Consider the following 25,268-nt stretch of genomic DNA (forward strand, 5'->3'; position numbering starts at 1 on the left):
GATAAATTGGGAGGGGATACAGATATGAAGATAACAACATATCAACAGAAAAGTCCTTTAAAACAAGAGTGTGAGGATTCATTTTTTTGTAATGAAGATAAAATGATTTACGGTGTATGTGATGGAGCAACTCCGCTCGTCCCGTTTTGTGATGAAGAAGGACATAATGGAGCATACATCGCTTCGCATTTATTTGCAAGTCATTTTACTTCGTTACGGGAGATTAATAGTTTACAAGGTGAAGTTGCAAAGGCGAATGAATTATTGCAAAACAAGATGCTAGAGTACAAGGTTGATACGAGAAAAAAAGACCATCTTTGGTGTACATGTATTGCAGCAGTTCAAATAGAAGGCGAAAAACTTGAATATGCACAGTTAGGTGATTGTATGATCGTTGCAATACTTCAAAATGGAGCGATGAGAGTATTAACGAAAGATACGGTTCAAGGAATTAGTAAACGTGCAAAAAAGAAGAGAGAGGAAGATAGAGAAAAGGGATTACCTATACCTGAGGAACACGTTTTTCAAGATGTTCGGGAGCAGTTAAAATACAATCGCTATCTTGCAAATATGCCAAACGGCTACTCAGTTGCAAATGGGATGAAAGAAGCTATGGATTATTTACAATATGGTGAATTACAGGTAGCTGAAGTAAGTGGGGTTTTTATTTGTTCAGACGGATTGTTTCACCCCGAGTGGTCGTTAGAACAAACTGTAGCATATATAAGAAAAAATAGTATAAAAGAATATGTAGCAATCATTGAAAGGTTAGAAGGAGAAAATAGAATAAGACCAGATGATAAAACAGTTATTATGATCGATTTGTAAGAGGAGGATGTTCATATGGAAATTAAATGTGCAAATTTAACATTTCAAAATGAGTTAGTTCCTTTAGAAAAAGTAAATAAACTGATCATCCACCATACGTCAGAAGATGGCTGGGATGTGTATAAAACTCACGAATTTCATCAAAAGGTAAGAGGATGGAGCGGGATTGGTTACAATTATTTTATTGAAGAAGATGGAACTGTAGTCGAAGGGCGAGGTTTACATATTGGAGCACATGCGAAAGATAATAATAGTGACACAATTGGAATATGTATGACGGGAAATTTTGATAAATATGATCCAAATACTGCACAAATGAATTCATTATATTCTTTATGTAAAATGTTTATGAAGCAGTTTGCCATAGAGAAAGGAAATATACTCGGCCATAGGGAGTTAGAAGGGGTTACAAAAACTTGTCCAGGAAATCGCTTTTCTATGGTAGAGTTAAGAAAAGTATTATCTTAAATATAGAGGAGTAACGAATGATGATGAACATAAAAATAACGAATGATAAAAAAGAAGAGCTTGTAGCACAAATTCAGCAATTTTTCGTTGAAGAAGATTTAGATGAAATTGGACGTTTCCAAGCAGAACGTTTAATAGAAGAAATGATAAAGTTAGTAGGACCATTTGCATACAATCAAGCAATTGGAGATGCAAGAAAGCTTGTAAGTGAGAAATTAACGAATATTGAAGAAGATTTGTATGTGTTAGAGAAGAATGAGGGTAAATAAAAAGAGCTATTTTGGTCGTCTTCCGTCAATTATAAAATAAGTATATGCCACGGCTTTTTTCCGATGTTTTGTTTGGAAAAGGCCGTGAAATTGTTTTTGGACATATAAAATAAACCTCTTTTTTTCCAAAAGGGACCCTAGAATTAAAAAAACGTTATTCTTTCTTAACAAGCTAGATGAGAAAGAATAACGTTTTTTTGATTGAGATTAAAAATATATTATCTTAATTTTATCTTTTTTTAATAATTTATTTATGGGCAATTTATAGTTGCTATTTATAATTTCTATATATAACAGCTATGGATACTACGAAAAAGAACTTTGGAGGTGTAACCAATTAGCTGTAATCAAAATTTAAAACATGAATTGCTCACATAGAATCTTCTTTTGGAAGATAAGGGGTGTAATTCTTTGTTAAATGAAGGAAGGGATTGGGAAGCTATGAATAAAACAATTTTAAAAACATGTATCATATCAGCAGTTTTAGGTGGAAGCCTATTAAGTGAAAAAATGGAGAGGTGAAAGCAGAGGAGGTTACACCACAAACGAATCATACTGTTGTATTCAAAGATGTTCCAAAGGGGCACTGGTCATATGAGGCGATTCATCAATTAACAGGTGAGAAAATTATTTTCGGCTATGATGATGGAAGATTTGGTTTTGGAGATAACGTAACACGCGAACAAGTTGCAGCTTTAATGTATCGTTATTTTAATATGGCAGAAAACAAAAATTATCAGAACCCATATGGGGACGTAAGCGAAGATTCGACAAGCTATATAAAGGAAATCTTGTCTTTAACAGAAATGGGTGTTTTTAAGGGTGATGAGTATGGGAACTTTAGACCGAAGGCATCCTTAACACGTGCAGAAATGGCACAGGTTCTTACAAATGCTTTTCATTTAAAGGCAAAGAGTGATCATACTTTTAATGACGTTTCAACGAACTCATGGGCAAGAAATGCAATTAGTGCTGTTCAAACAAATAATATTGCAAAAGGAGTAGGAGGAGGGGAATTCGCTCCAAGTATGGATGTGACGCGTGAACAGTATGCACAATTTTTATACAATGCAATACAAGAAACTCAACAAACGAAAGGGCAGCTACTAGCTAGTATACTTGGTGAAACAAACTGGAAAGGGACAAAAGTCTATGACAAAGATCATAATGATTTAACGAAAGAAAATCAAAATTTCATCGGGCTTGCAAAATATGATGCTAAAACTGCAAGGTATGAATTTTTTAATGCAAATACAGGAGAGAGTCGTAATGATAGCGGTACCTTTTTTATAACCAACGATGGAAAGAAAAGAGTGTTAATTTCTGAAACGCAAAATTATCAAGCAGTTGTTGAATTAACGCAATTAGACAAGGAGAAATTTACATATAAAAGAATGGGGAAAGATGCAAAAGGGAACGATGTAGAAGTATTTGTTGAGCATGTTCCTTATCAAGAAAAAGAGCTTTCTTTTACCCGACCTGATAAAAATTTAGAAAGCTCGACGGGGAAAATAGTTACAGACGTTGATGGAGATGAAATCTTATCTAGTACTCTATGGAACGGAACAGTGGTATTAGATGAACAGGGTAATAATGTAACAAACTACAACTCTAACCTAATCAGTCTAGCAAAATATGATAAAAATACAAATAAATATGAGTTTTTCAATATGAATACAGGGATAAGTCGTGGGGATTATGGTTTCTTCGATGTTGTACATGACAATAAAATAAGAGCTCACGTTTCGTTAGGAAATAATAAATATGGTGCGGTCCTTGAACTTACAGAGTTAAATAAAGATAAATTTACGTATACAAGAATAGGGAAAGATGCGAATGGAAAAGATATAAAAATCTTTGTTGAGCATGAACCGTATACAGGTGACCTAAAACCAAATTTCACAAAGTAAGATGTAAAAGTAATCTTATACTCTAGCAAAGGCATTATGTTAGAAAATGTTAGTAAGGAAAAACCTGAGTGATTAGGATTAGGTAATTATACAATAGAAGTAAAATAGTTCTTTATAGACAAATAGATGCCTTGAGGCATCTATTTGTCATTTTAAAATGATCTTATGGGTAAATGTAAAATACAAACTCTCTTACTTTCTCGGTTGTATTTTCATTTTTGAGTAGCTGACAATCTTTTCAGATCTAGTAACTTACTACTTGCACGACCATACATCGTGGCTCTTTTTTATTTGTTCTCTTTATATTCATGTATTTTCTCTTTTACATTACCGACAGTATCTTTAGCAGTGCCTTTCACCTTATCCCATTTTCCCTCGGCTTGTAATTTTTTATTGTCAGTTACTTTCCCGACAACTTCCTTTACTTCACCCTTTACCTTATCAATGGCACCTTCTACTTTTTCTTTTAAACCATGATCATGTTTAGTCATACATTTCTCCTCCTTGTAGTTTGAGTAGAATTCTCTTTTCATATTGCAAGTTGAATGATGTATCTAGTAATAGCGTAACAAATTTAGTTTGAATATTCAAATGAATAACAGGATAGAAAGGTAATTGTCATAAAATGTATACATTCGTAATGGAAAGAAAAAGAAAGTTAATTATATGTCTTTCGCAGTCCATATTGATTTTGTATAAGCAATTTTCATATGGGCACGTTCCATATTATTTTGACTGCCGCTACCAAATCGAGCTTGTCCAACTATTAAATTGCAATTGGATGCAACAGCGGTCTCGATTCGTTTTTGAATTAATGCGGTATGACAACCTTTACGTTGAAATTCTGGCAAAGTAGCAGAAGCAGCTAATGAAGCAACACCTTTATTTATATAAAGTACCCCTATACTAGCAGGAGTGTTTTGAACTTCGGCTATGAAAAAATGCCAGCCGGATTTATTGTAGAGAATTTCGTTATTTTGGTGCACACCATATTTTGTAAAGGATGGCATGTTAAATCCACGTACATATATGTCTGCAAAAATATCAAATTCATTTTCTTTTAGTTGGCGTACTGAAATGTTAGAAGGCAGCAGCGATGAGTCTTCTCTTGGTAAACTATATAAAGCGGTATGGAAGTTAGATTGATAAAAATCTTTTTGAGATAAGTATTGAAATAATTCAGTTGTGCCTTGCGCTGGTGTAATTTCAAAACGGCAAGGGATTTGTAGTGATTGATAATAAGCGATGATTTCATCTATCTCATCTGTATTTGTAAAGGTAACGCCTTTTACTGTGTTAAAAGCAGGACCAGCAATTATTTTTGATGAAAAGGCAGTGGCACTCCCGAACTTTTTCGTTTGTACTTGCATTGGGTTGCCGCTTATTGTTTGTAGTGCCTCTAATCTAGAAGAAAGCATATGTATTTCTGCGTTTTCAATTTCTTGTGCTGTATTGACTGTCATAATTGTACTCATACGATTCCTCCGTCAATTAATATAGTTCATAGTACATATACGATTTTTCTTCTGAGATTCCTGTTGAAATGTAAGAGAATAAGAGGTTTTTTGGAAGGGAAATGGAAGCGAACTGTCGAAGGGAGTGGAAACAGATTAAAGGTGGTGCTCTCATGAAACAGAAAGACGTGCAGACATGCTCTCATTGCGGTTCTCAAAACATAGGAGAAGGTGAGTTTATCGGTTATGCACAAATACGGAAAAAGGAAACGATGTTCACATCTTCACCAGTGGATGCTTATATTTGTACAGATTGCGGGAATATCCTTTCATTAAAGGTACGGAATTATGAAAAGTTTAAGCAGAAGCCGTTATGATTGTTAAGAAGTGGTAATATAAAACGTCGTATACGAAAGATCTTACATTAAGTTAATTTAATATAAGTGACATTTTACATATATATGAGTACGCCTTAAAAAAAGAGATAAAAACATATACTGTATGAGATGCTCATCATTTATTACATGACACAGAAAAATATATAGAAGAAAAACAGCTAAATCGTATTTAAAACCGCTATATAACACAATCGCAACCGTAAGTTGACAAAGTGCAACCACAGGAAGATAGAGATAAGAGCAATGTTTACATACAATTTAGGTAAGAAAACAAAGGGGGACACACATATGGAATTTGGTGAGAAGCTTTTTAAATTAAGAAAGGAAAAAGGCCTTTCTCAAGAAGTTTTAGCTGAGAAATTAAACACAACAAGACAAGCGGTTAGTAAATGGGAAAATGGTCAAGGTTTTCCTGAAACCGAAAAACTAATAATGATTGGAAATGTATTTGAAGTATCTCTTGATTACTTATTAAAAGAAACTGCTGAGCAAAGTAATGAAAAGGAAAATGGTTATTATGTAAGTAAGGAAATGGCGGAAGGGTATATAGTGTATGGGCAAAAAATTTCTAAATATATCGCATTAGGATTTAGCTTGCTTATTTTATCTACAATACCGTATTTATTATTTAAAGAAAATGCAACAATGTCTACATTCCTTGTCATTATCATTGCTGTCCTTGGAATTGGAGCAATGATGGTACCTGTAACTATAGAAGAGAGTCGATACAATGTATTAAAAAAAGAAGAATTACTATTTGATCCAAACTTTTTAAAAGAATTGACAAAAAGATATGCGACTATTAAAAAGAAGTATGCTGCAGTAGTAATTGTTGGACTTTGTTTCATAGCAGCAGGAGCGATACCATTTTTATTTGAGAAAAAACGAATTACTTCAGGAGAGCTCGTGCAGTATTATCCTTATTGTGTTGTACTTATTGCTATCGGGTTTTATCTTTTTGTTCGTGTTTTAGGAGTGTTAGAGACGTATCGGATTTTAGTAGAAAATAAAGAATATAGTAATCGTGTCATTTTTAAATTAAAAAAGAAAGTAAGAAAAAAGGTAGATAGTTTTTAAATAGGAGAGAACCATGTTTTGTATCGTATGTATTCAAAACATGGTTTTTATTTATTAGAATTATTTCCAAAGAAATAATTCAGAAAATACAGAAAAATATCGTAATTATTTGTAGAAGTCTGTTATAATATACAGAAATGAAAACGCTTTAAAGGGAGGCTATAAACAATATGATGATGAATGTACCGCTAACAATTAGTTCTATGATGGAAAGAGCAGAGAAACTGTTTTCGAAGAAAGAAATTGTTTCACGGACACATGATACAGTTACGACGTTAACGTATAAGCAGTTAGGTGAAAGGACGAGAAGACTTTCAAGTGCGCTAAAAAAATTAGGAATTAAAGAAGGCGAGCGTATAGGAACGTTAGCGTGGAATCATCATCGACATGTGGAGGCGTATTTTGCTATTCCAGGTATTGCTTCCGTTTTACACACAATTAATATTCGTTTATCTCCTCAACATATTTCATACATTATTCAGCACGCAGAAGATCGCATTTTACTCATTGATGAAGATCTCGTACCACTTGTTGAAAATATTCAATCACAATTATCAACTGTACAAGCCTACATTATTATGACTGATAAAGACGAACTTCCAAAAACTACACTGGAGCCTGTATATCATTATGAAAAGCTATTAGAAGAAGGCGATCCCAATTTCCAATTTGTAAAAGATATTGATGAAAATACACCTGCTGGTATGTGTTATACGTCAGCGACTACAGGGAATCCAAAAGGTGTTGTTTATACGCATCGTAGTACGGTTTTGCATTGTATGGCACTCGGTTTAGCCGACACAGCTGCTTTATCGGAAAGTGATGCGGCTATGGCAATTGTACCGATGTTCCATGTGAATGCTTGGGGGCTTCCTTTTGCAGCTACTTGGTTTGGAACTAAACAAGTTCTGCCAGGACCAATGTTTACTCCAAAAATTTTATTAGAGATGATTCAAGCTGAAAAAGTAACGATAGCAGCAGGTGTGCCGACAATTTGGCTCGGTGTATTACAAGAGTTAGAAAATAATAGTTACGATTTATCTAGTATAACGAGAATATTATGCGGTGGTGCTGCTGCACCGAAAAGCGTTATTAAAGCATTTGAGCAAAAATATAATGTTCCTTTCGTACATGCATATGGTATGACTGAAACAAGCCCACTCGTAACACTTGCACGTTTAAAAAGTTATGAAACAGAATTATCATATGAAGAGCAATTAGAAATCCGCTCAAAACAAGGATATCTTGTCCCTGGTGTAGAGATGAAAGTAGTCGGTACAAACGGTGAAGTGAAGTGGGATGGTACTGAGATGGGAGAGTTATGTTTACGAGCACCTTGGATCGCTGAAAGCTATTATAACGATGATCGTACTGTCGAAGGATTCCGAGACGGTTGGTTATATACTGGTGATGTTGTTACAGTTGATGAGGAAGGCTGCGTGAAAATTGTTGATCGTACGAAAGATGTTATTAAAAGCGGGGGAGAATGGATTTCTTCAGTGGATCTTGAAAATGCTTTAATGGCACATGATGCTATATTTGAAGCGGCTGTCGTTGCAATTCCTCATCCGCAGTGGCAAGAACGCCCAGTTGCCTGCGTTGTTCAAAAGAAAAATAGTACGGTTACAAAAGAAGAAATATATGAGTTTTTAAAACCGCAGTTTGCGAAGTGGTGGTTACCAGATGATATTGTATTTATGGAAGAAATACCGAAAACATCTGTTGGGAAGTTTTTAAAACAGGCACTTCGAAAAGAACTTGAGCATTTGCATAAAGAGAAATAATTGAATTTATATCTGTAAACCAATATTAAAAATAAGTTGACAAAAAGCTAGTGAAAAGATAATATAACTCCTATAATATGTTACCTAAAAATCATTTTAAGTTTACAAATAGGAGAAGCAAATATGAATACAAAAAACTTAGTTTTCGTCGCTTTATTTAGTTCTATTATGGGAGTGTTAGGACTAATACCCCCAATTGCTCTTGCTATTACACCAGTTCCGATTACATTACAATCACTCGGTGTTATGCTTGCTGGTGGATTGTTAGGATCACGTCTTGGTGCGTTAAGTCAGCTTATTTTCTTACTTATAGTTGGAGTTGGAGCACCATTACTTGCTGGTGGACGCGGTGGTCCGGGCGTATTTGTTGGGCCAAGTGCAGGATATTTACTTGGTTATATCGTTGGAGCGTTTGTCATTGGTTATTTAATTGAGCGTTTACGTGAAGTTTCTATAATAAAGGTATTATGTATTAATATAATTGGTGGTATTTTCGTAGTTTATGTATTTGGTATTATTGTACAAGCTTTCTTTATGGAGGTTTCTATATGGCAGACGATGAAAGTAAGTGCCGTATTTTTACCAGGTGATTGCATAAAAGCGATTATAGCAGCAATTCTTGTAACGAAATTACATCGTTCATTGAAACATATTATTACGCCTGCTTTGAAGAATAAAAAAATTACAAATGTAGGGTAAGAAAAAGGAGAAACACGTTACTTGCGTGTTTCTTTTTATTATTTTGTAAAGAAAGGACGTCTCAAATGGGGATTACAAAAGAATATAAAAAGTATGCCTCTTTACAACCAAATAAAATAGCGATTAAAGAAAATGATAGAGTATTAACATATAAAGAATGGTTTGAGTCAGTGTGTAAAGTAGCAAACTGGTTGAATGAAAAAGAATCGCAGAATAAAACGATAGCAATTTTATTAGAGAATAGTATGGAATTTTTACAAATATTTGCGGGTTCCGCTATGGCTGGATGGATTTGTGTGCCGCTAGATATAAAATGGAAACGAGATGAGCTTAAAGACAGACTAGTGATTAGTAAACCAGATGTTATTGTGGCGGAGCAGTATAGGCTTAGTGATATATCGTGCGAAGAAGGAAGGATTATTGAGATTGAAGAATGGAAAGAACTGATTGAGAACTATCTTCCTACATACTATTCTGTAGAAAATGTACAAAACGCTCCTTTTTATATGGGATTTACATCGGGATCAACAGGAAAGGCAAAAGCATTTTTACGTGCACAACAGTCGTGGGTTCATAGTTTTGATTGTAATGTACATGACTTTCATATGAAAAAGAAAGATTCTATTTTAATAGCTGGGACGCTTGTTCATTCTCTTTTCTTATACGGGGCAATAAGTGCATTGTTTTTAGGGCAAACGGTACACATAATGAGAAAGTTTGTACCAGTTCAAGTGCTATCTAGTATAAGGATAGAGAATATTTCTGTAATGTATACAGTTCCTACAATGCTTGAGTCTTTGTATAAAGAAAATAAAGTAATTGAAAGTGAAATGAAAATTATTTCGTCAGGAGCCAAATGGGAAGCTGAAGCAAAAGAGAAGATGAAGAATGTGTTTCCTTATGCAAAAAGATATGAGTTTTATGGTGCGTCTGAGCTAAGCTTTGTAACGGCATTGGTTGATGAAGAGAGTGAAAGAAAACCGAATTCAGTAGGGAAACCTTGTCATAATGTACAAGTTCGAATATGTAATGAAGCAGGAGAAGAAGTACAGACAGGTGAGATAGGAACTGTGTATGTGAAAAGTGATCAATTTTTTATGGGCTATGTATCGGATGGAGCTATAATCCCGCAATTGTCTGAAGGTGGCTGGATGACAGTGCAGGATGTGGGCTACCAAGATGAAGAAGGCTTTATATATATTGTTGGTAGAGAGAAGAATATGATTTTATTTGGAGGAATCAATATTTTCCCAGAAGAAATAGAAAGTGTATTACATGAACATACAGCTGTTGAAGAAATAGTTGTGGTTGGTGTAGAAGATAGTTACTGGGGTGAAAAGCCTGTCGCTATCGTAAAAGGAAGTGCTACGAAGCAACAATTAAAGAGTTTTTGCTTACAACGATTATCATCTTTTAAAATACCGAAAGAATGGTACTTTGTTGATGAAATACCTTATACAAATAGCGGGAAAATAGCTCGCAATGCAGCAAAAAATATGATTGAAAACCGGGAGAAGATATATGAATAGAGCGGTTATTGTAGAAGCGAAAAGAACACCTATTGGTAAGAAAAATGGGATGTTGAAAGATTATGAAGTTCAGCAATTAGTAACGCCGCTTCTTACGTTTTTAAGTAAAGGAATTGAGAGAGAAATAGACGATGTCATATTAGGGAATATTGTGGGGCCGGGAGGGAATGTTGCAAGATTATCTGCTTTAGCGGCAGGACTTGGTTATCATATTCCTGGTGTAACGATTGATAGGCAATGCGGCGCTGGATTGGAAGCGATTCGCACCGCATGTCATTTCATTCAAGGCGGCGCAGGTAATTGTTATATTGCAGGAGGAGTAGAGAGTACAAGTACATCACCTTTTCAAAATAGAGCGCGATTTTCACCAGAAACAATTGGTGATCCAGATATGGGATTAGCGGCTGAGTATGTTGCAGAGCAATATAACATAACAAAAGAGATGCAAGATGAATATGCTTGTCTTAGCTATAAAAGAACGCTGCAAGCATTAGAAAAAGGATATATACAAGAAGAGATATTACCTCATTATTTTAATGGATTATTAGATGAATCTATAAAACGAGAAATGAATTATGAAAGAATGATTAAAAGAACAAAGCCCGCATTTTTGAAAAATGGTACAGTAACGGCAGGTAATTCGTGCGGTGTAAATGATGGAGCATGTGCTGTTCTTGTAATGGAAGAGGGGCAAGCCCGAAAATTAGGATACAAGCCTGTACTTCGTTTCGTTCGTAGTGCTGTAGTTGGCGTGGATCCCAATCTTCCAGGGACTGGTCCGATATTTGCGGTGAACAAATTATTAAACGAAATGAATATGAAAGTAGAGGACATCGATTATTTTGAAATAAATGAAGCATTTGCTTCAAAAATTGTTGCTTGTGCAAAGGAGTTACAAATTCCTTTTGGAAAATTAAATGTAAATGGTGGAGCAATTGCACTCGGTCATCCGTACGGTGCATCTGGAGCTATGCTTGTGACACGTTTGTTTTATCAAGCACAAAGAGAGCATATGAAATATGGAATTACGACGTTAGGAATTGGTGGTGGAATAGGGCTTGCGCTATTATTTGAGAAAGTAGAAAACTAGAAAGGGACTAGTTTTCTACTTTTTGAGGAATATAAGCATTACTACCAGGTTTTGCTTTTATTTCATTCCAAGCAGCGATAGCATCAGCTTTTGATTTCCCTTTGTTATTTGGATCTTCGAAAAAGTCGCGAGTGAAACGATTGTATTCAAACTGCGCGCTGATAGTTGTTTTGTATGTAGGATCTTTTTTTCGTTCGTTTTCTTCATACCAAAACGTTATCGCGTCTTCATATGTTTTTCCAACATTCTCTTTTAAAAATTTTTGAAGAGCTACTGTAAAGCGGAAGTTTGCTCCGATTTTTTCTTTGAAAAAAGAACGAACATCTTCGCTACAGTGGTGATTGTTAGTAATAATCGTTTGAAGAGAAAGTTCTTTATAAGAGAGGGAAGCTTTACTCACCTTTTGACTAGAGCTGTTTTTTAATATTTTACCAGTATGTAAATAATGTGAGATACGCTCGGTTATTTCAATCTTAGAGCCACTAGCTGACAAACCATGCTCACGACAAAATGTTTGGAGTTCTGCTTTTAACCAATAAAAGTTTTGGAAATCTTCAAGTGATATAGACTTTGTTAAAGGTGGACGCATGCATATAACAACTTCTTTCTTCCATAATTTTCTTTAATTATAAAACGTATGTTCTTTTTGTGGAAGGGTTAATTTATAAATTTAATGGGAAGAGGAGATTACATATGGAAAATGTAATGCAAGTTCGTGTTACTGGAATTTTCATTGAAGATGAAAAAGTATTGTTAGTAAAACAAAGAGTCGCTAATCGGAATTGGTCTTTACCTGGGGGAAGGGTAGAGAATGGTGAAACGTTAGAAGAAGCGATGATTCGAGAAATGAGAGAAGAAACAGGATTAGAAGTTAAAATTAAGAAGCTACTCTATGTTTGTGATAAACCAGATGCTAGTCCATCTTTATTACATATTACGTTTCTGCTTGAGAGGATTGAAGGTGAAATTACGCTACCTTCTAACGAGTTTGACCATAATCCGATTCATGATGTGCAAATGGTACCGATTAAAGACTTAAGTCATTATGGTTTTTCAGAAACTTTTATAACTCTTATAAGTGAAGGTTTTGCAAGTGCAGGGGGTTATCAAGGCTTGAAACAAAATATAGGCCTGTAAATAATTGAAGGATAGCCGTTAGCTACCCTTCATAAACATGTTTTACACTGCTGACTGTAAAGAAGAAACAAGTTGATTTAAAAACTCATCCCCACTCATAATCGCTTTTCCACCACCACGAGCACTCTTTTTATTGCCTCCGCCTTTGCCTTCAATTGTAGGAAGGGAATCTTTTAAAAGAGCATTCATATCGAGTGTCACTGCTTTACCACAAGCGAGAATACATTGTAATTTGTCCTCATTTTCAATAACGAAATATGTAATTGCGTGTTCTTGTTGTTCCGTAATAATAGCAGCTAGTTTTGCGACTTCTTGCATAGAGCGATTTGTAAATGCTCGAGAGATAAGTGTTCCAGCGTATATTTCTGCAGGTTGTTGTAATAGTTCATTTGCTTCTACAAATAATAGTTTTTCATTCATTGCTTGTACTGCCTTTTCGTTTTCTTTTTGAGAGGTAAGAAGTTGTGCTACTTTTGCTGGAATATCAGTGTCGCTACTGTTCAATTGTTTAGAAACATCTTTCATAATTTGTTGCTGTTGTCCCATTAATTTAAGAGAGCGCCAACCAGCGATAAATGTTAAGCGTATACCACCTTTATTGCGCTCCCATCCTAGTACTTGAATAGGGCCTACTTCACCTGTATGTTTCGGGTGTGTTCCACCACAACCGTTGTAATCATAATTTGCGATAATAACAACCCGTATATTTTCTGTCATAGTTGGTTCTTTGCGAAGGGGTAATGCTTTGGCCTCTTCTAAGTTCATCCATTTAATACGAATAGGGTGGTTTTCAAAAACAATTTGATTAGCAATTTGTGCGGCCTTCTCAACAGTTTCTGTAGAAAGATTGGCAGTTTCTAAATCAATGGTTATAGTTTCTTTTCCAAGATGGAACCCGATTGTCGGTATGTTAAAGTGATCCCAAAAAGCAGCGGATAAAATGTGCTGAGCTGTATGTTGTTGCATATGGTCAAAACGGCGCTCCCAATCTATTTTACCCTCTACTTCTTCTGTATGTAATTGTTCTATTATGAAATGACGAATTTCTCCATTTACTTCTTCAACGTTACTTACCGGAATACCATTTAAAGTTCCAGTGTCATGTGGTTGTCCGCCGCCTGTTGGATAAAATGCAGTTTCATTTAAGACAACATATAAGTTTCCTTCTGTATCATGCTCTTGTTTTATAACTTTAGTAGTAAAGTCTTTCTTATAAGCGTCGATGTAATATAATTTTTTCTCCAATTTTCTTTCCCCTTTCGTGTTAGCTAGTTTCATTGTAAAGCAATTGAAATTAGTTTCCTAATATTTCAGAAGAAAGAAACTTTTTTTAGAATTTTCTTGCTATAATAAGAAGAAAATGCGGGGGGGAATGAAAATGCCATATGAAAACGGCGTAGATAAGTTGCTTAGTTTAAGCAGAAATATTTCCGAATTATATCGAGAATTAAATGAGATGACCCGGATTTTAACGGATTGTAATCGAGAAAGTGTGAAATTTGATCGGTTATATGTAAAGGAGTTACTTTGGAAAAAAGAAGATGTCATAGAGAAGTATGAACAATTACTCGTCCAGCTTTGTATTAATGAATGCTTTGATTTAAAAAGTGTAATTACTGGCGAATATAAGTATACATATGAAGAAGTAGAAAGCATTGTTTTAGAATTTAATGAAAAGTATAATGTAGCTATTTTAATTAAAGATGTTTGTAAAGAACTACAGTTTACATACGGAATTGATATGGAAATAACGAGAACAGCTCGGGTATAAACATCTCAAGTGTAGAAAAAGGAAAAAGAAAGCAGATCCTTTGCTTTCTTTTTTTATGTAAGAAAAGGGAGAGTAGGTTTAAAGATGAAGGGGAAGTTACAAAATATTCATCCACTTGGAATGAGTATCATTATAGGGACATTATTTGCTAGGTTTGCAACTTCAATGAGCATTCCTTTTTTAGCGATTTATTTAACGACTGTTAAAGACGTATCGGCTGGAATGACCGGTGCTATCATTGGAACGAGTGCGCTTGTTGGAGTGTTTGCTAGTTTTATTGGAGGCAATTTATCGGATCGATTTGGTCGAAAGATGATTATAATATGGTCCATGATTGTTTGGGTGTTTGTATTTATAGGATTTTCAGTTGCAGATCATGTTTTGAGTTTCTTTCTATTAAACGCTTTGAATGGATTATGTCGTTCTTTTTTTGAACCGACATCAAGAGCTTTATTATCAGATTTAACGAAACCAGAGTATCGTTTACTCGTATATAATTTGCGTTACGGTGCAATAAATGTTGGAGTAGCGATGGGTCCACTTGTTGGATTACAGATTGGAAGTGCAAAATCAACGATTCCTTTTTTAGTAGCCGCTGGAGTGTACATTTTATATACAGTTATATTAGCGTTTCAATTTAAGAAATATCCACTTGATAAAAAGAAAGTAACTACAGAAAATCCGGTCACAATGTTAAGTGCGGTTCGGATTTTGCGAAAAGACATAGTATTTTTAGTTGCTTTAGTCGGAATCATTTTGAGTAATAGTGGTTTTTCACATTTAACGACGACACTATCTCAATATTTTGCAAACGCACATATATTTCAAGATGGAGTAAAGTTGTTCTCATATATGCTAACTTTAAATGCGATTACAGTAGTAGTTATTCAATACCCTGTTATTCAAATGTGTAAAAAATATACGCCGTTAGCATCTATTATGGTTGGAACGTTATTTGTGAGCGGGGGATTGTTTGGATTTGGACTAGTAGAATCTATGTTAGGGGCTGCTATATGTACAATTATTTTTACATTCGGAGAAGTATTAATGTTTTCAATGACAGATGTATTTATTGATGAGATAGCTGTTTCACATTTGAAAGGGACATATTTTGGAGCTATGGGCTTTTCAGGAATTGGAGTAGTAATTGGTCCTTGGTTTGGCGGGATACTTCTCGATCATTATGGATATCAAAATGGCTTTATAGTATTTTTAACATTAGCTATATTTTCAAGCATAGCGTTCCCAGTTCTTTTAGTGACAAAAGGTTTAATGAAAAAAAGATATATTAGAAATTCTAAAATAGAAATACATGCGAAATAACATGAGCCCGAGCAAACTAAAATGTTGCTCGGGCTTATATTTATATCAATCGTTAATTCGAAAAAAGACTTTCTCTTCATGCTTATTGGCAACTTCGTTTTTGGAAATATGAATGGCTAAATATCCATTCTCTAAACAGGCTAGCATCTTGTTATAAATGATATTAGTAGGTAAAGGAACAATCCGCTGTAAAGAAGTGTTTTTATAAAGTATACAAATGTTTAGGCCTGTCTCCATCTTTTTAATGAGTACATTTTGTGCAGTTGCATTTGGTACATCTGTTTCCAAAATGTATTCTTGCTCTGTTTCACAAAGGTCAATATGAATTTGATTTGGAAAACTAAAGTTACTACAAGAATCAGAACAAAATTGATCCATCCATTCTTCGAAACCATCAACATGAAAAAGACAATCCTTCTTTTTCTTGCCCATGAAAGACACCCTCCGTAAAATCTCAATTCATACTATGTTATGCATGAATGAAATAGAGGTGAAGAACAAATAGAAAAATATAAACATTTTATGTGAAAGATACAGTGTGTGTGAATACTTTTGCTTTACATATCATGATGTGCATGATTTTTTTGACGTGAATGATTACGATTTTTAACTTTGTGAGATCCACTTAAAGGTTCGGGCTGTCCAGAAGATTGCCCTTTTTTCTCGTTTTGACGATTAGATTGATTATTGTTTTTACCCATTGTATTTTACACCTCCTCTCCCTATTTAGAATGAGAGAAGTTTGCGAATTTATACGAGAATGTTTTTTGAGAAACGGGTAAAGATAAGTAGGACTAACTCATATAGGAAGGGGAAAGTGTTATGCCATATCATAAAGATAAGCAACAGGCTTTTCAGGCTGCGCAGCAAGGGGTTGTTCAAGCGGAAAATATATTCAATAATATTGTGAAAAATGACCCGAATTACGGCCATGATTTAAAAGAGTTACGCCAAGAAGTGCAAGAGGCGTACGAACAGATTCAAAATGCACTTGAAGTAGCATCAGAAACGCAGCGTCCACAACTTGAGCAATATGAAAGTAATCTCCAAAATATTATGCGAAATGTAGATCAAATAGAAAAGTGAAAAAGGTTGTTGTGAATTCAACAACCTCATTACTTTTAGTGCTACTATGCTGAAACGAAAAATTATTCTATCAATTTTTTCTTTAATTTGTGCAGTACATATATTTCAAGTGGACAAAGTGGAAGCTAAAATGTTGTTAAGAAAAGAGCTAGAGCCAACTGGCTATGTAACATGGGAAGTGCCAAATAATGAAAAAATTATCGCAATTACATTTGATGATGGACCGGACCCAACTTATACACCGCAAGTATTAGAGTTATTACGTCAATATAAAGCGGAAGCGACTTTTTTTATGATTGGCTTTCGAGTTCAGCGTAATCCGTACTTAGTAAAGCAAGTGTTGAAAGAAGGGCATGAAATCGGAAATCATACGATGAATCATTTGTATGCGAGTAATTCATCAGATGAAAAGTTAGAACATGATATTTTAAATGGAAAGCAATATTTTGAAAAATGGGTGAAAGAACCTTTATTGTTCCGTCCACCAGGTGGATATATTAATGATGCTGTATTTACTACGGCAAAAAGAGCTGGGTATCAAATTGTTCTATGGTCATGGCATCAAGACCCTCGTGATTGGGCGAATCCAGGTACAGAATCCATAGTAAATCATGTTGTGAAAAATGCTAAAAGTGGAGATATTGTACTGTTGCACGATGGAGGAAGTGATCGTAGTCAAACAGTGGCGGCATTAGCAAAAATTTTACCTGAGCTGAAAAAGCAGGGTTATCGATTTGTAACAGTTTCGGATTTGTTACGTTATAAACATTAGAGAAAATCCCAAAAGGTATACCTTTTGGGATTTTTCGTTACTGATTCTTTTTTCGTTTCTTATTATTTTGTCGCTCTGCCGGAGTTAAAGGTTCATTTGCGAACTCTTCATTATAGCCAGTTCCTTGCCCTTGGGCGGATGCAGCATTCATTCCTGAAATAATATGATTGGCTTTTCTTTTACCCATTTTTCTCACCTCTATAATGTTTTTTATAGACGAACCATGAGTCGTTCATAGCATATATGAACGTAAAGTAAAACGCTGAAAGAGTGCTTTACTTTATAGTAATAGTATTAATAAAGAGCATGGACACTATTCAAATTTAGAAAGATAAAGAAAACTTATGATAATCCATAAGTTTCTTATTATTTACTTATTTAGAAAGTTGTAATAAGATATTATCGTAAGGTATTGAAAAGTTTGTCTACATTTTATATTCAGACAAATTAGTCACGTTTAACAGGGGGGAAACATAATGGTCAAACATAATCCATTTCAATCACGTGCAACTTTTGAACTAGATGGAAAGACGTATCATTATTATCAATTGAAAGCGCTTGAAAACGCAGGGGTTGGCAACGTATCTCAATTACCATATTCCGTGAAAGTTTTACTTGAATCTGTACTTCGTCAAGTAGACGGACGCGTAATTACAGAAGAACATGTTACAAATTTAGCGAAATGGGGAACGAAAGATGTTCAAGATATCGATGTTCCGTTTAAACCATCTCGCGTAATCTTACAAGACTTCACAGGTGTTCCAGCTGTTGTAGATTTGGCTTCGCTTCGTAAAGCAATGGCAGATATGGGCGGAGATCCTGATAAAATTAATCCAGAAATTACTGTAGACCTTGTAATTGACCACTCTGTACAGGTTGATAGAGCGGGTACAGCGGACTCGCTTGCATTCAACATGGACTTAGAGTTTAAACGTAATGAAGAACGTTATAAATTTTTAAGCTGGGCACAGAAATCATTTGATAACTACCGTGCAGTTCCACCAGCAACAGGTATTGTACACCAAGTAAATCTTGAATATTTAGCACCGGTTGTTCATGCGGTGAAAAATGCTGAAGGTGACTTAGTTGCATACCCAGATTCATTAGTTGGAACTGACTCACATACAACAATGATTAATGGTATTGGTGTTCTTGGATGGGGCGTTGGTGGTATTGAAGCAGAAGCAGGAATGCTTGGACAGCCTTCATATTTCCCAGTACCTGAAGTAATCGGTGTGAAATTAACTGGTACACTTCCAAGTGGTACAACAGCAACTGATGTTGCATTAAAAGTAACACAAGTGTTACGTCAAAAAGGTGTAGTTGGTAAATTTGTTGAGTTCTTCGGTAGTGGACTAAAGAGCATGCCTTTAGCTGACCGTGCAACAATTTCAAATATGGCACCAGAATACGGTGCAACTTGTGGATTCTTCCCAATCGACGATATTTCATTAGAATACTTACGTTTAACAGGTAGAGATGAAGAGCAAATTCGCGTTGTTGAAGAATATTGTAAAGCAAACGGTTTATTCTATACAGCAGATAGTAAAGATCCAATCTATACTGATCTTGTTGAAATTGATTTAAATACAATCGAATCTAACCTTTCTGGACCGAAACGTCCGCAAGATTTAATCCCGCTTTCAAATATGAAAGAGGAGTTCCATAAAGCTGTTGTAGCACCAGTTGGAACACAAGGACTTGGATTCAATGAGCAAGAGTTTGATAAAGAAGTGAAAGTTACATTGAAAGATCAAGAAGTAACGATGAAAACAGGTGGAATTGCAATCGCTGCAATTACAAGCTGTACAAATACGTCAAATCCGTACGTGTTAATTGGAGCAGGGTTAGTTGCGAAGAAAGCAATTGAAAAAGGGCTTAAAGTACCTGGTTACGTAAAAACATCGTTAGCACCAGGATCTAAAGTTGTTACAGAGTACTTAGATAAGTCTGGTTTAACAACGTATTTAGATCAATTAGGTTTCCAAACAGTTGGTTACGGCTGTACGACTTGTATCGGTAACTCTGGTCCATTAGCAGAGGAATTAGAAGAAGCAATCGCAGCAAATGATTTATTAGTAACATCTGTTTTATCTGGTAACCGTAACTTTGAAGGTCGTATTCATCCACTTGTAAAAGCAAACTACTTAGCATCACCACCACTTGTTGTGGCATATGCACTTGCAGGTACTGTTGATATTGACCTAAAAAATGATGAAATCGGTAAAGATGTAAATGGTAATGCTGTTTACTTTAATGATATTTGGCCAGCAGCTAAAGAAATTGAAGATGTAGTTCAAAGTGTTGTTACATCTGAATTGTTCAAAAAAGAATATGCGCAAGTATTTAACAGCAATGAGCGCTGGAATGAAATCCAAACTTCAAATGAAGCTTTATATACTTGGGATAATGATTCAACATACATTCAAAACCCACCGTTCTTCGAAGGATTATCTAAAGAGCCGGGTGAAGTTGAAACGTTATCAGGTTTACGCATAGTTGGTAAATTTGGTGATTCTGTAACGACAGACCACATTTCACCAGCAGGTTCAATTGGTAAGCACACGCCAGCTGGACGTTATTTACTAGAAAACGGCGTACAACCAGTCGACTTTAACTCTTACGGTTCTCGTCGTGGTAACCATGAAGTTATGATGCGTGGTACATTTGCAAACATCCGTATTAAAAACCAAATCGCACCAGGAACAGAAGGCGGATATACAACATATTGGCCAACTGGTGAAGTAACATCTATCTATGATGCTGCTATGAAGTATAAAGAAGATGGCACAGGCCTTCTAGTTGTTGCTGGTAAAGACTACGGTATGGGAAGTTCTCGTGACTGGGCTGCGAAAGGTACAAACTTATTAGGTATTAAAGCAGTAATCGCAGAAAGCTTCGAGCGTATTCACCGCAGTAACTTAGTGTTAATGGGCGTATTACCATTACAATTTAAAGATGGCGACAGTGCTGAAACATTAGGTCTTGTTGGTGACGAGTCATTTGAAATTCAAATTGACAAAACAGTTAGACCACGCGATCTTGTAAAAGTAGTTGCAATCGATGCAGAAGGAAAAGAGAAGCAATTTGAAGTAGTAGCTCGTTTCGATAGTGAAGTTGAAATTGACTACTACCGTCACGGTGGTATCTTGCAAATGGTTCTTCGTTCGAAAATCGAAGAGTCTAAAGTGTCAAACTAAAAGGATTCAACAATATTTGTTGAATGTATATTTTAAAGAGGGATGAGATTTTCTCATCCCTCTTTAGTATGAAAAAACATCGGCATATTTAAAGACCTCTAAGTGGAAAACTTATTGTCAGTTAATGTGGGATGGATTAAAGTGTTTTGTGAAATTAAGGGAGAATTAAAGTTGCATATCCTATGTTAATGGTAAAATTAAATGAAAGAAATATTCAGATGATAAAAAAATTAAAATGCTAGTTACTGTAAAAAAGGTGGAATATGCCAAAAAGATATTGGGGAGTCATAATTACTTACATACTGTTTTACTTGTCCATTTATTTATTCGAACCGATTTTTATAACTTTATTTAATTTAACAATGGAAGCGGCCAATGCCTATGGTAGAATCTTAGGTTATTTTTTAGCTTTCATAGTAATTTTAATATTAATGAAACCAGATATTGAAAGAGGTTCTTCTGATGCTTATCCGCCCAAAAAAACTGTATTATGGTGTATCTATGGTGTTCTTATTTATTTTTTAGTTCAAGCTATTTATGGATTAATAGCTATTGTTGTATTTAATATGGATTCTAACTCAGAACACTCAGAAATGATAAAAAATAATGTTATATCTTTCCCATTTAGAATAGTGAATATTGCAATTTTGGGACCTATAATGGAAGAGATTCTAACAAAAAAAATCATTCTTGATACGTTACGTAAACGAACAAATGTCTACATTGCTTGCTTAATTACGTCTCTTGTATTTGCATTACTTCATATGGAGTTAGCAAGTGTTATTCCTTATACTTTAGCGGGATTGGTGTATGCTTTTTTATATGTAAAAACGAATAGATTAATTGTTCCTATCGTTGTTCATATGACAATAAATACACTTGCTATTTTAATGAAACTTATATAGTAATACATATCGGCATTTAATAGGTCGTTGGCAGAAGAATATCCCTAGATAAAGTAGTGATTTTTATTTTATGTTTTGGAACTTAGGTTTTTAAAAGAACATGAGTAAACAAAGAAGAAAGGGATGAAACCATTTGGTTTCATCCCTTTCCTTTTATTATGCAAAATTGGGGGAATGACAATGAATGAGTATAGAAGAATAATGTTGCCGCTGTTGCAAGAAAAGCTATTGCTAATTAGTGCGATTTGTAGCGGAATAGTAGCTGCCATTTTAAATTTATCCCGTCCGCTATTTATGGGGCTAATTGTAGATAACATTATTCAGCGGGAGTTAAAAGGTACGTATGTATATATTGCTTTGTTTGCGGGGAGCCGCTTTTTGATGTGGGTGAACAATCTGTTATTTGATTATGTAAGCTCAAAAGTAAGCCAGCGAATATTACGAGAGAAGCGTATAGATGTATTACGTCATTTTTTCTTATTACCATTTGAAGAAAGTGAGAAGGTAAAACAAGGGGAGTTAGAAACATTAGTCGTTTCAGATATTCCGAATTGGGTAAGGTTATATGGATCTATATTAATAGAATACATCCACGCCATTGCACAATTTATTGGTGCGTTCATAGCTCTACAACATATCGATGTACAGTTCATATGGTGGATAACCCCGTTTTTATTTTTAAGTGCAATTGTTCCAATGCCTATGGGGGGAAAAGTAAGAAATATTGCAAGTATCGCTCAAAAAAGTCAATCAAGTGTTGTAGAGATGATGTCACAGTTTGTAAAAGGTATACAAGATTTACGTAGTTTACAAAAAGAAAAATGGGCAATTCATTTGTTTAAAGGAGTGACGGCACAATCTTATAAAACAGAAGTAAGGAAGACGATGATACAACATTGTATTGGGATAGTTGGAACGGTAATAGAAACAGGAGCATATATAGTTGTTCTTATTATAGGAGCAAAAAAAATAATAAAAGGGGATATGGAAGTCGGTTCGCTTGTGGCGGTATTAGCTACAATTGAGATGTTATTTTTCCCCGTTCGTTATGCGAGTGATTTATTGATGATGACACAAGTTGCTATTGCTTCGGCAAATCGAGTTTTTGGCTTTTTAGATATACCGGCTGAATACAGAAATGTAGAAAGAGCGATGGGAATGAAATTAACAAACGTTTCATTTCAAGAGAACGGTGAAGAGAGATGTAGAATTAAAAATATACATTTGCAAATTAATCCTGGCGAACTCGTTATTATTGTGGGGGAAAGTGGTGCAGGAAAAACGACGCTTTTAAAATTAATCACGGGTTTATATAAACCATCTAATGGTAGTATTGCTTATTACGGTAATAAAGCTCGTATGACTACCATATGGCAGGAACCTCGTTTTTTTCGGACGACAGTAAAAGAGAATATGTATTTTGGGGAAGGGGTCTTAGAAAAACAGTTAGAAAAAAATATTGAACTTGTAAATGCGAAGTCAATTATTAGGAGTTTATCTAAAGGGATTCAGACTGTACTACATAAAAGCGGTGAAGAGTTTTCGGGAGGAGAGAGAAAGCGTCTTGCGTTATTGCGAGCGATTGTATCAAATCCGAATCTCATTATTCTAGATGAACCGACTGCGGGATTAGATCTGAGCAATCAAGAAGTGGTTTGGAATATGCTTAAAGGGGTAGGGGGGAATGTAACGAGAATTGTGACGACACATGATGTTGAGAGGGCGATGATAGCGGATCGAGTTGTGGTCATGAAGAATGGAATTGTTGTGGAATGCGGGGATCCTAGAGAATTATTAACGTGTAAGTCATTGTTTAAAGAGATGCTAATAAAAAGATAAGAGCTATATAGCGCTCTTATCTTTATTCACTCTTATTAAGTTGATACGTATAAGACTCAGTATCGTTAGTGCTAAACTCTTTGACTAGAGTAAGTTGATTTGTATCCGGATTATATTTGAAAATTTTGACCGTACGTTCGCTACTTAGTGATGGATTATATTCTTGAATAGCAAATGTATTTTCAGCAATCTGTGTCATATTACTGGTTGAAACGTTTTCTACGGCATCATGATTTGTAGAAATTTCAACAACTCTTTCACCGTTGAAAAATAAAAGAACGATTACTAAAACAACTAAACATATTCGTATATAGCGAAGTTCTTTACTTATAGGATGTTCTCCCAAAATAATCATCCTTTCTATAACTATTGTATAGTAGTGGTAGTCATCGTGAAGAAACTAAGAATACCAAGACCGGCTAAAAGGATAAATGAGATTAAAGCGATAAAGAGACAAATACGCCCAACTTGCTTTTTTTCAGGATCTTTACTGAAGAGCGAGATGATCCAAGTGATAATCCCGATTGGGGAAAATATAAAACTAAGAATATATAATAGTATTTTTTCAAATAGATTCATAAAAATCCCCCTTTTTGAAAGTTCTACATGTGCAGTTTTCTTCGTATTAGCGCTAGCGTTATGTAGGAAAGTACAGAATAAACAGCACTATAAACAATCCAAGCGTCTAAGTTTTGTAAAACTAGGTGTATATCAAATCCTGAGACGATAATGAAAAATATAAGTGGAACAGTAAAAGAAATAATAATTACAGCCCATTTGAATTTGTATAGTAAGGTGCTAAAAAAAATACATAATAATGGTAAAGTGAAAAAAACAAAAGTGAAAGGGTTGATAAGTAATTGTAAAATACATATCACCTCGCAAGTTTTGTATTTATTTCTAATTATATGATAAAAAGGGAAATATTTCATCCGGACTATAAATATTCTAACTATTTCGACTGTGAATATTTCCAAGCTTGTCCGTATAAGCTAAAATAAGGTATATAGTATTTTGGTGATTATGTAATAAGAAGATAAACACGTAAGGGTGATATAATATGTGGCGGAAGCTTACCATTATTGTAGTGTTACTTTGTTTAGCGGGATATGCAGCTTATGAACAGTTTGGTAAAGAGGATCAAGTAATGCAAGAAAAGCCTGCCAAAAGTGAAGCTGCTATGAAAGAGATTTTCGCAAGGAACGGTATTGAAATTGGAAAGAGCGCACCAGATTTTGAATTAGCAAAGATAGATGGAACGAATGTAAAGTTATCCAATTTAAAAGGAAAGAAAGTTATTTTAAACTTTTGGGCAACGTGGTGTGGGCCTTGTCAGCAAGAAATGCCTGATATGGAGGCCTTTTATAAAGAACATAAAGAAAACGTAGAAATTTTAGCTATAAACTATACTCCTTCAGAAAAAGGAGGGGGAGAAGAAAAGGTAAGGAACTTCGCTAAAGAAAAAGGAATTACTTTTCCTATTTTATTGGACAAGAACATTGATGTGACAACAGCGTATAAAGTAATTACCATTCCAACTTCTTATTTTATTGATACAGAAGGTGTCATTCAAGATAAGTTCATTGGACCGATGACGCAAAAAGAGATGGAGAAACGGATTGCTAAATTAAAATAACGGTGAAAAGGTAGAGGTGGAAAGTTACCATTTCTGCCTTTTCTTTTTCACGTAGTGATAGCAGCATGTTATGATAAAAGAAATATAAATGTT

General features: G+C 34.9%; 27 protein-coding genes and 1 pseudogene. 19 read left to right on the forward strand and 9 right to left on the reverse strand.

Annotated elements, in window-relative coordinates:
* Positions 1-24 precede the first annotated feature (24 nt).
* The 4 genes and pseudogenes from AC0IXC_RS26395 (at position 25) to AC0IXC_RS26410 (ending at position 3,475) form a co-directional block, all read left to right on the forward strand.
* The gene (locus AC0IXC_RS26395) at positions 25-828 is read left to right on the forward strand and encodes a protein phosphatase 2C domain-containing protein (protein WP_033709348.1); all 804 of its coding nucleotides are present in this window, start codon (positions 25-27) and stop codon (positions 826-828) included.
* 15 nt (positions 829-843) lie between these two features.
* Entirely contained in the window at positions 844-1,296 is a 453-nt protein-coding gene (locus AC0IXC_RS26400) for a peptidoglycan recognition protein family protein (RefSeq protein ID WP_002033528.1), read from the forward strand.
* Positions 1,297-1,313: 17 nt separating this feature from the next.
* Positions 1,314-1,565: a DUF2164 domain-containing protein gene (locus AC0IXC_RS26405; protein WP_002033529.1), complete on the forward strand. Its 252-nt coding sequence runs from the start codon at positions 1,314-1,316 to the stop codon at positions 1,563-1,565.
* A 441-nt stretch (positions 1,566-2,006) separates the two neighbouring features.
* A pseudogene (locus tag AC0IXC_RS26410) lies at positions 2,007-3,475 on the forward strand (DUF4822 domain-containing protein).
* Positions 3,476-3,762: 287 nt separating this feature from the next.
* On the opposite strand, the gene AC0IXC_RS26415 reads toward AC0IXC_RS26410, so the two are convergent.
* Both AC0IXC_RS26415 and AC0IXC_RS26420 read right to left on the reverse strand, forming a co-directional pair.
* Positions 3,763-3,966, reverse strand: a complete 204-nt coding sequence (locus tag AC0IXC_RS26415; RefSeq protein ID WP_002033531.1) for a CsbD family protein — start codon at positions 3,964-3,966, stop codon at positions 3,763-3,765.
* Between the two features lie 171 nt (positions 3,967-4,137).
* Positions 4,138-4,950: a GNAT family N-acetyltransferase gene (locus AC0IXC_RS26420; protein ID WP_471653572.1), complete on the reverse strand. Its 813-nt coding sequence runs from the start codon at positions 4,948-4,950 to the stop codon at positions 4,138-4,140.
* Positions 4,951-5,102: 152 nt separating this feature from the next.
* Here AC0IXC_RS26420 and AC0IXC_RS26425 point away from each other — a divergent pair, with 152 nt between their 5' ends.
* The 6 genes from AC0IXC_RS26425 (at position 5,103) to AC0IXC_RS26450 (ending at position 11,506) form a co-directional block, all read left to right on the forward strand.
* On the forward strand, positions 5,103-5,306 hold the full coding sequence (locus tag AC0IXC_RS26425) for a hypothetical protein (RefSeq protein WP_012261408.1): 204 nt from the start codon (positions 5,103-5,105) through the stop codon (positions 5,304-5,306).
* A gap of 309 nt (positions 5,307-5,615) precedes the next feature.
* A complete protein-coding gene (locus AC0IXC_RS26430; RefSeq protein ID WP_471653573.1) occupies positions 5,616-6,404 on the forward strand; it encodes a helix-turn-helix domain-containing protein in 789 nt (262 codons plus the stop codon).
* A gap of 170 nt (positions 6,405-6,574) precedes the next feature.
* Positions 6,575-8,188 carry a long-chain fatty acid--CoA ligase gene (locus AC0IXC_RS26435; protein ID WP_002137724.1) on the forward strand — a complete coding sequence of 538 codons (1,614 nt, stop codon included), beginning with the start codon at positions 6,575-6,577 and terminating at the stop codon, positions 8,186-8,188.
* Between the two features lie 123 nt (positions 8,189-8,311).
* Positions 8,312-8,887: a biotin transporter BioY gene (locus tag AC0IXC_RS26440; protein ID WP_471653574.1), complete on the forward strand. Its 576-nt coding sequence runs from the start codon at positions 8,312-8,314 to the stop codon at positions 8,885-8,887.
* Positions 8,888-8,952: 65 nt separating this feature from the next.
* The gene (locus AC0IXC_RS26445; RefSeq protein WP_471653575.1) at positions 8,953-10,416 is read left to right on the forward strand and encodes an acyl-CoA synthetase; all 1,464 of its coding nucleotides are present in this window, start codon (positions 8,953-8,955) and stop codon (positions 10,414-10,416) included.
* Positions 10,409-11,506 carry an acetyl-CoA C-acyltransferase gene (locus tag AC0IXC_RS26450; protein WP_002142717.1) on the forward strand — a complete coding sequence of 366 codons (1,098 nt, stop codon included), beginning with the start codon at positions 10,409-10,411 and terminating at the stop codon, positions 11,504-11,506. Before AC0IXC_RS26445 ends, AC0IXC_RS26450 begins: the two co-directional genes overlap by 8 nt.
* Positions 11,507-11,513: 7 nt before the next feature.
* Here the strand turns inward: AC0IXC_RS26450 and AC0IXC_RS26455 are convergent, their stop codons facing one another.
* Positions 11,514-12,095: a DUF6434 domain-containing protein gene (locus tag AC0IXC_RS26455; protein ID WP_471653576.1), complete on the reverse strand. Its 582-nt coding sequence runs from the start codon at positions 12,093-12,095 to the stop codon at positions 11,514-11,516.
* A 104-nt stretch (positions 12,096-12,199) separates the two neighbouring features.
* Here AC0IXC_RS26455 and AC0IXC_RS26460 point away from each other — a divergent pair, with 104 nt between their 5' ends.
* Positions 12,200-12,643, forward strand: coding sequence for an NUDIX hydrolase (locus AC0IXC_RS26460; RefSeq protein WP_471653577.1), 444 nt, complete (start codon positions 12,200-12,202; stop codon positions 12,641-12,643).
* Positions 12,644-12,685: 42 nt separating this feature from the next.
* Here AC0IXC_RS26460 and AC0IXC_RS26465 read toward each other — a convergent pair whose 3' ends face one another.
* Positions 12,686-13,888 (reverse strand): alanyl-tRNA editing protein, encoded by a 1,203-nt coding sequence (locus AC0IXC_RS26465; RefSeq protein WP_471653578.1) that lies wholly within the window; start codon positions 13,886-13,888, stop codon positions 12,686-12,688.
* Between the two features lie 133 nt (positions 13,889-14,021).
* Between AC0IXC_RS26465 and AC0IXC_RS26470 the strand changes: the two genes are divergently transcribed.
* Positions 14,022-14,414 (forward strand): hypothetical protein, encoded by a 393-nt coding sequence (locus AC0IXC_RS26470; protein ID WP_002137716.1) that lies wholly within the window; start codon positions 14,022-14,024, stop codon positions 14,412-14,414.
* Positions 14,415-14,498: 84 nt separating this feature from the next.
* The gene (locus AC0IXC_RS26475; RefSeq protein WP_078176074.1) at positions 14,499-15,737 is read left to right on the forward strand and encodes an MDR family MFS transporter; all 1,239 of its coding nucleotides are present in this window, start codon (positions 14,499-14,501) and stop codon (positions 15,735-15,737) included.
* Positions 15,738-15,782: 45 nt separating this feature from the next.
* On the opposite strand, the gene AC0IXC_RS26480 is transcribed toward AC0IXC_RS26475, so the two are convergent.
* Positions 15,783-16,169 carry an Hsp20/alpha crystallin family protein gene (locus tag AC0IXC_RS26480; RefSeq protein ID WP_002033545.1) on the reverse strand — a complete coding sequence of 129 codons (387 nt, stop codon included), beginning with the start codon at positions 16,167-16,169 and terminating at the stop codon, positions 15,783-15,785.
* Between the two features lie 125 nt (positions 16,170-16,294).
* On the reverse strand, positions 16,295-16,438 hold the full coding sequence (locus AC0IXC_RS26485) for a small acid-soluble spore protein P (protein ID WP_002014281.1): 144 nt from the start codon (positions 16,436-16,438) through the stop codon (positions 16,295-16,297).
* A 121-nt stretch (positions 16,439-16,559) separates the two neighbouring features.
* Here AC0IXC_RS26485 and AC0IXC_RS26490 point away from each other — a divergent pair, with 121 nt between their 5' ends.
* Together AC0IXC_RS26490 and pdaB are read left to right on the forward strand one after the other, a co-directional pair.
* Positions 16,560-16,823 (forward strand): hypothetical protein, encoded by a 264-nt coding sequence (locus AC0IXC_RS26490; protein WP_002014282.1) that lies wholly within the window; start codon positions 16,560-16,562, stop codon positions 16,821-16,823.
* Positions 16,824-16,869: 46 nt separating this feature from the next.
* Positions 16,870-17,595 (forward strand): polysaccharide deacetylase family sporulation protein PdaB, encoded by a 726-nt coding sequence (gene pdaB, locus AC0IXC_RS26495; RefSeq protein ID WP_080683322.1) that lies wholly within the window; start codon positions 16,870-16,872, stop codon positions 17,593-17,595.
* Between the two features lie 37 nt (positions 17,596-17,632).
* Here pdaB and sspO read toward each other — a convergent pair whose 3' ends face one another.
* Complete coding sequence (gene sspO / locus AC0IXC_RS26500) at positions 17,633-17,782, reverse strand: small acid-soluble spore protein O (RefSeq protein ID WP_002033549.1); 150 nt, start codon at positions 17,780-17,782, stop codon at positions 17,633-17,635.
* Positions 17,783-18,071: 289 nt separating this feature from the next.
* Between sspO and acnA the strand changes: the two genes are divergently transcribed.
* From acnA to AC0IXC_RS26515, 3 genes are all read left to right on the forward strand, one after another.
* Complete coding sequence (gene acnA / locus AC0IXC_RS26505; protein WP_016100845.1) at positions 18,072-20,795, forward strand: aconitate hydratase AcnA; 2,724 nt, start codon at positions 18,072-18,074, stop codon at positions 20,793-20,795.
* A gap of 263 nt (positions 20,796-21,058) precedes the next feature.
* A complete protein-coding gene (locus AC0IXC_RS26510; RefSeq protein WP_471653579.1) occupies positions 21,059-21,700 on the forward strand; it encodes a lysostaphin resistance A-like protein in 642 nt (213 codons plus the stop codon).
* 123 nt (positions 21,701-21,823) lie between these two features.
* Complete coding sequence (locus AC0IXC_RS26515; RefSeq protein WP_471653580.1) at positions 21,824-23,539, forward strand: ABC transporter ATP-binding protein; 1,716 nt, start codon at positions 21,824-21,826, stop codon at positions 23,537-23,539.
* Positions 23,540-23,561: 22 nt separating this feature from the next.
* Here the strand turns inward: AC0IXC_RS26515 and AC0IXC_RS26520 are convergent, their stop codons facing one another.
* On the reverse strand, positions 23,562-23,894 hold the full coding sequence (locus AC0IXC_RS26520) for a YmzC family protein (RefSeq protein ID WP_002033552.1): 333 nt from the start codon (positions 23,892-23,894) through the stop codon (positions 23,562-23,564).
* 11 nt (positions 23,895-23,905) lie between these two features.
* Complete coding sequence (locus AC0IXC_RS26525) at positions 23,906-24,118, reverse strand: hypothetical protein (protein ID WP_002033553.1); 213 nt, start codon at positions 24,116-24,118, stop codon at positions 23,906-23,908.
* A 481-nt stretch (positions 24,119-24,599) separates the two neighbouring features.
* On the opposite strand from AC0IXC_RS26525, the gene AC0IXC_RS26530 reads away from it, so the two are divergent.
* Positions 24,600-25,175, forward strand: coding sequence for a TlpA family protein disulfide reductase (locus AC0IXC_RS26530; protein ID WP_002128499.1), 576 nt, complete (start codon positions 24,600-24,602; stop codon positions 25,173-25,175).
* Positions 25,176-25,268: the final 93 nt, after the last annotated feature.

Source organism: Bacillus sp. AC266, assembly GCF_979253805.1.

What these genes read in the sequence shown, in the direction of transcription:
- AC0IXC_RS26395 (WP_033709348.1), top strand. Translation starts at nt 25, where the DNA reads ATGAAGATAACAACATATCAACAGAAAAGTCCTTTAAAACAAGAGTGT.
- AC0IXC_RS26400 (WP_002033528.1), top strand. Translation starts at nt 844, where the DNA reads ATGGAAATTAAATGTGCAAATTTAACATTTCAAAATGAGTTAGTTCCT.
- AC0IXC_RS26405 (WP_002033529.1), top strand. Translation starts at nt 1,314, where the DNA reads ATGATGATGAACATAAAAATAACGAATGATAAAAAAGAAGAGCTTGTA.
- AC0IXC_RS26415 (WP_002033531.1), bottom strand. Translation starts at nt 3,966, where the DNA reads ATGACTAAACATGATCATGGTTTAAAAGAAAAAGTAGAAGGTGCCATT.
- AC0IXC_RS26420 (WP_471653572.1), bottom strand. Translation starts at nt 4,950, where the DNA reads ATGAGTACAATTATGACAGTCAATACAGCACAAGAAATTGAAAACGCA.
- AC0IXC_RS26425 (WP_012261408.1), top strand. Translation starts at nt 5,103, where the DNA reads ATGAAACAGAAAGACGTGCAGACATGCTCTCATTGCGGTTCTCAAAAC.
- AC0IXC_RS26430 (WP_471653573.1), top strand. Translation starts at nt 5,616, where the DNA reads ATGGAATTTGGTGAGAAGCTTTTTAAATTAAGAAAGGAAAAAGGCCTT.
- AC0IXC_RS26435 (WP_002137724.1), top strand. Translation starts at nt 6,575, where the DNA reads ATGATGATGAATGTACCGCTAACAATTAGTTCTATGATGGAAAGAGCA.
- AC0IXC_RS26440 (WP_471653574.1), top strand. Translation starts at nt 8,312, where the DNA reads ATGAATACAAAAAACTTAGTTTTCGTCGCTTTATTTAGTTCTATTATG.
- AC0IXC_RS26445 (WP_471653575.1), top strand. Translation starts at nt 8,953, where the DNA reads ATGGGGATTACAAAAGAATATAAAAAGTATGCCTCTTTACAACCAAAT.
- AC0IXC_RS26450 (WP_002142717.1), top strand. Translation starts at nt 10,409, where the DNA reads ATGAATAGAGCGGTTATTGTAGAAGCGAAAAGAACACCTATTGGTAAG.
- AC0IXC_RS26455 (WP_471653576.1), bottom strand. Translation starts at nt 12,095, where the DNA reads ATGCGTCCACCTTTAACAAAGTCTATATCACTTGAAGATTTCCAAAAC.
- AC0IXC_RS26460 (WP_471653577.1), top strand. Translation starts at nt 12,200, where the DNA reads ATGGAAAATGTAATGCAAGTTCGTGTTACTGGAATTTTCATTGAAGAT.
- AC0IXC_RS26470 (WP_002137716.1), top strand. Translation starts at nt 14,022, where the DNA reads ATGCCATATGAAAACGGCGTAGATAAGTTGCTTAGTTTAAGCAGAAAT.
- AC0IXC_RS26475 (WP_078176074.1), top strand. Translation starts at nt 14,499, where the DNA reads ATGAAGGGGAAGTTACAAAATATTCATCCACTTGGAATGAGTATCATT.
- AC0IXC_RS26480 (WP_002033545.1), bottom strand. Translation starts at nt 16,169, where the DNA reads ATGGGCAAGAAAAAGAAGGATTGTCTTTTTCATGTTGATGGTTTCGAA.
- AC0IXC_RS26485 (WP_002014281.1), bottom strand. Translation starts at nt 16,438, where the DNA reads ATGGGTAAAAACAATAATCAATCTAATCGTCAAAACGAGAAAAAAGGG.
- AC0IXC_RS26490 (WP_002014282.1), top strand. Translation starts at nt 16,560, where the DNA reads ATGCCATATCATAAAGATAAGCAACAGGCTTTTCAGGCTGCGCAGCAA.
- pdaB (WP_080683322.1), top strand. Translation starts at nt 16,870, where the DNA reads ATGCTGAAACGAAAAATTATTCTATCAATTTTTTCTTTAATTTGTGCA.
- sspO (WP_002033549.1), bottom strand. Translation starts at nt 17,782, where the DNA reads ATGGGTAAAAGAAAAGCCAATCATATTATTTCAGGAATGAATGCTGCA.
- acnA (WP_016100845.1), top strand. Translation starts at nt 18,072, where the DNA reads ATGGTCAAACATAATCCATTTCAATCACGTGCAACTTTTGAACTAGAT.
- AC0IXC_RS26510 (WP_471653579.1), top strand. Translation starts at nt 21,059, where the DNA reads ATGCCAAAAAGATATTGGGGAGTCATAATTACTTACATACTGTTTTAC.
- AC0IXC_RS26515 (WP_471653580.1), top strand. Translation starts at nt 21,824, where the DNA reads ATGAAACCATTTGGTTTCATCCCTTTCCTTTTATTATGCAAAATTGGG.
- AC0IXC_RS26520 (WP_002033552.1), bottom strand. Translation starts at nt 23,894, where the DNA reads ATGATTATTTTGGGAGAACATCCTATAAGTAAAGAACTTCGCTATATA.
- AC0IXC_RS26525 (WP_002033553.1), bottom strand. Translation starts at nt 24,118, where the DNA reads ATGAATCTATTTGAAAAAATACTATTATATATTCTTAGTTTTATATTT.
- AC0IXC_RS26530 (WP_002128499.1), top strand. Translation starts at nt 24,600, where the DNA reads ATGTGGCGGAAGCTTACCATTATTGTAGTGTTACTTTGTTTAGCGGGA.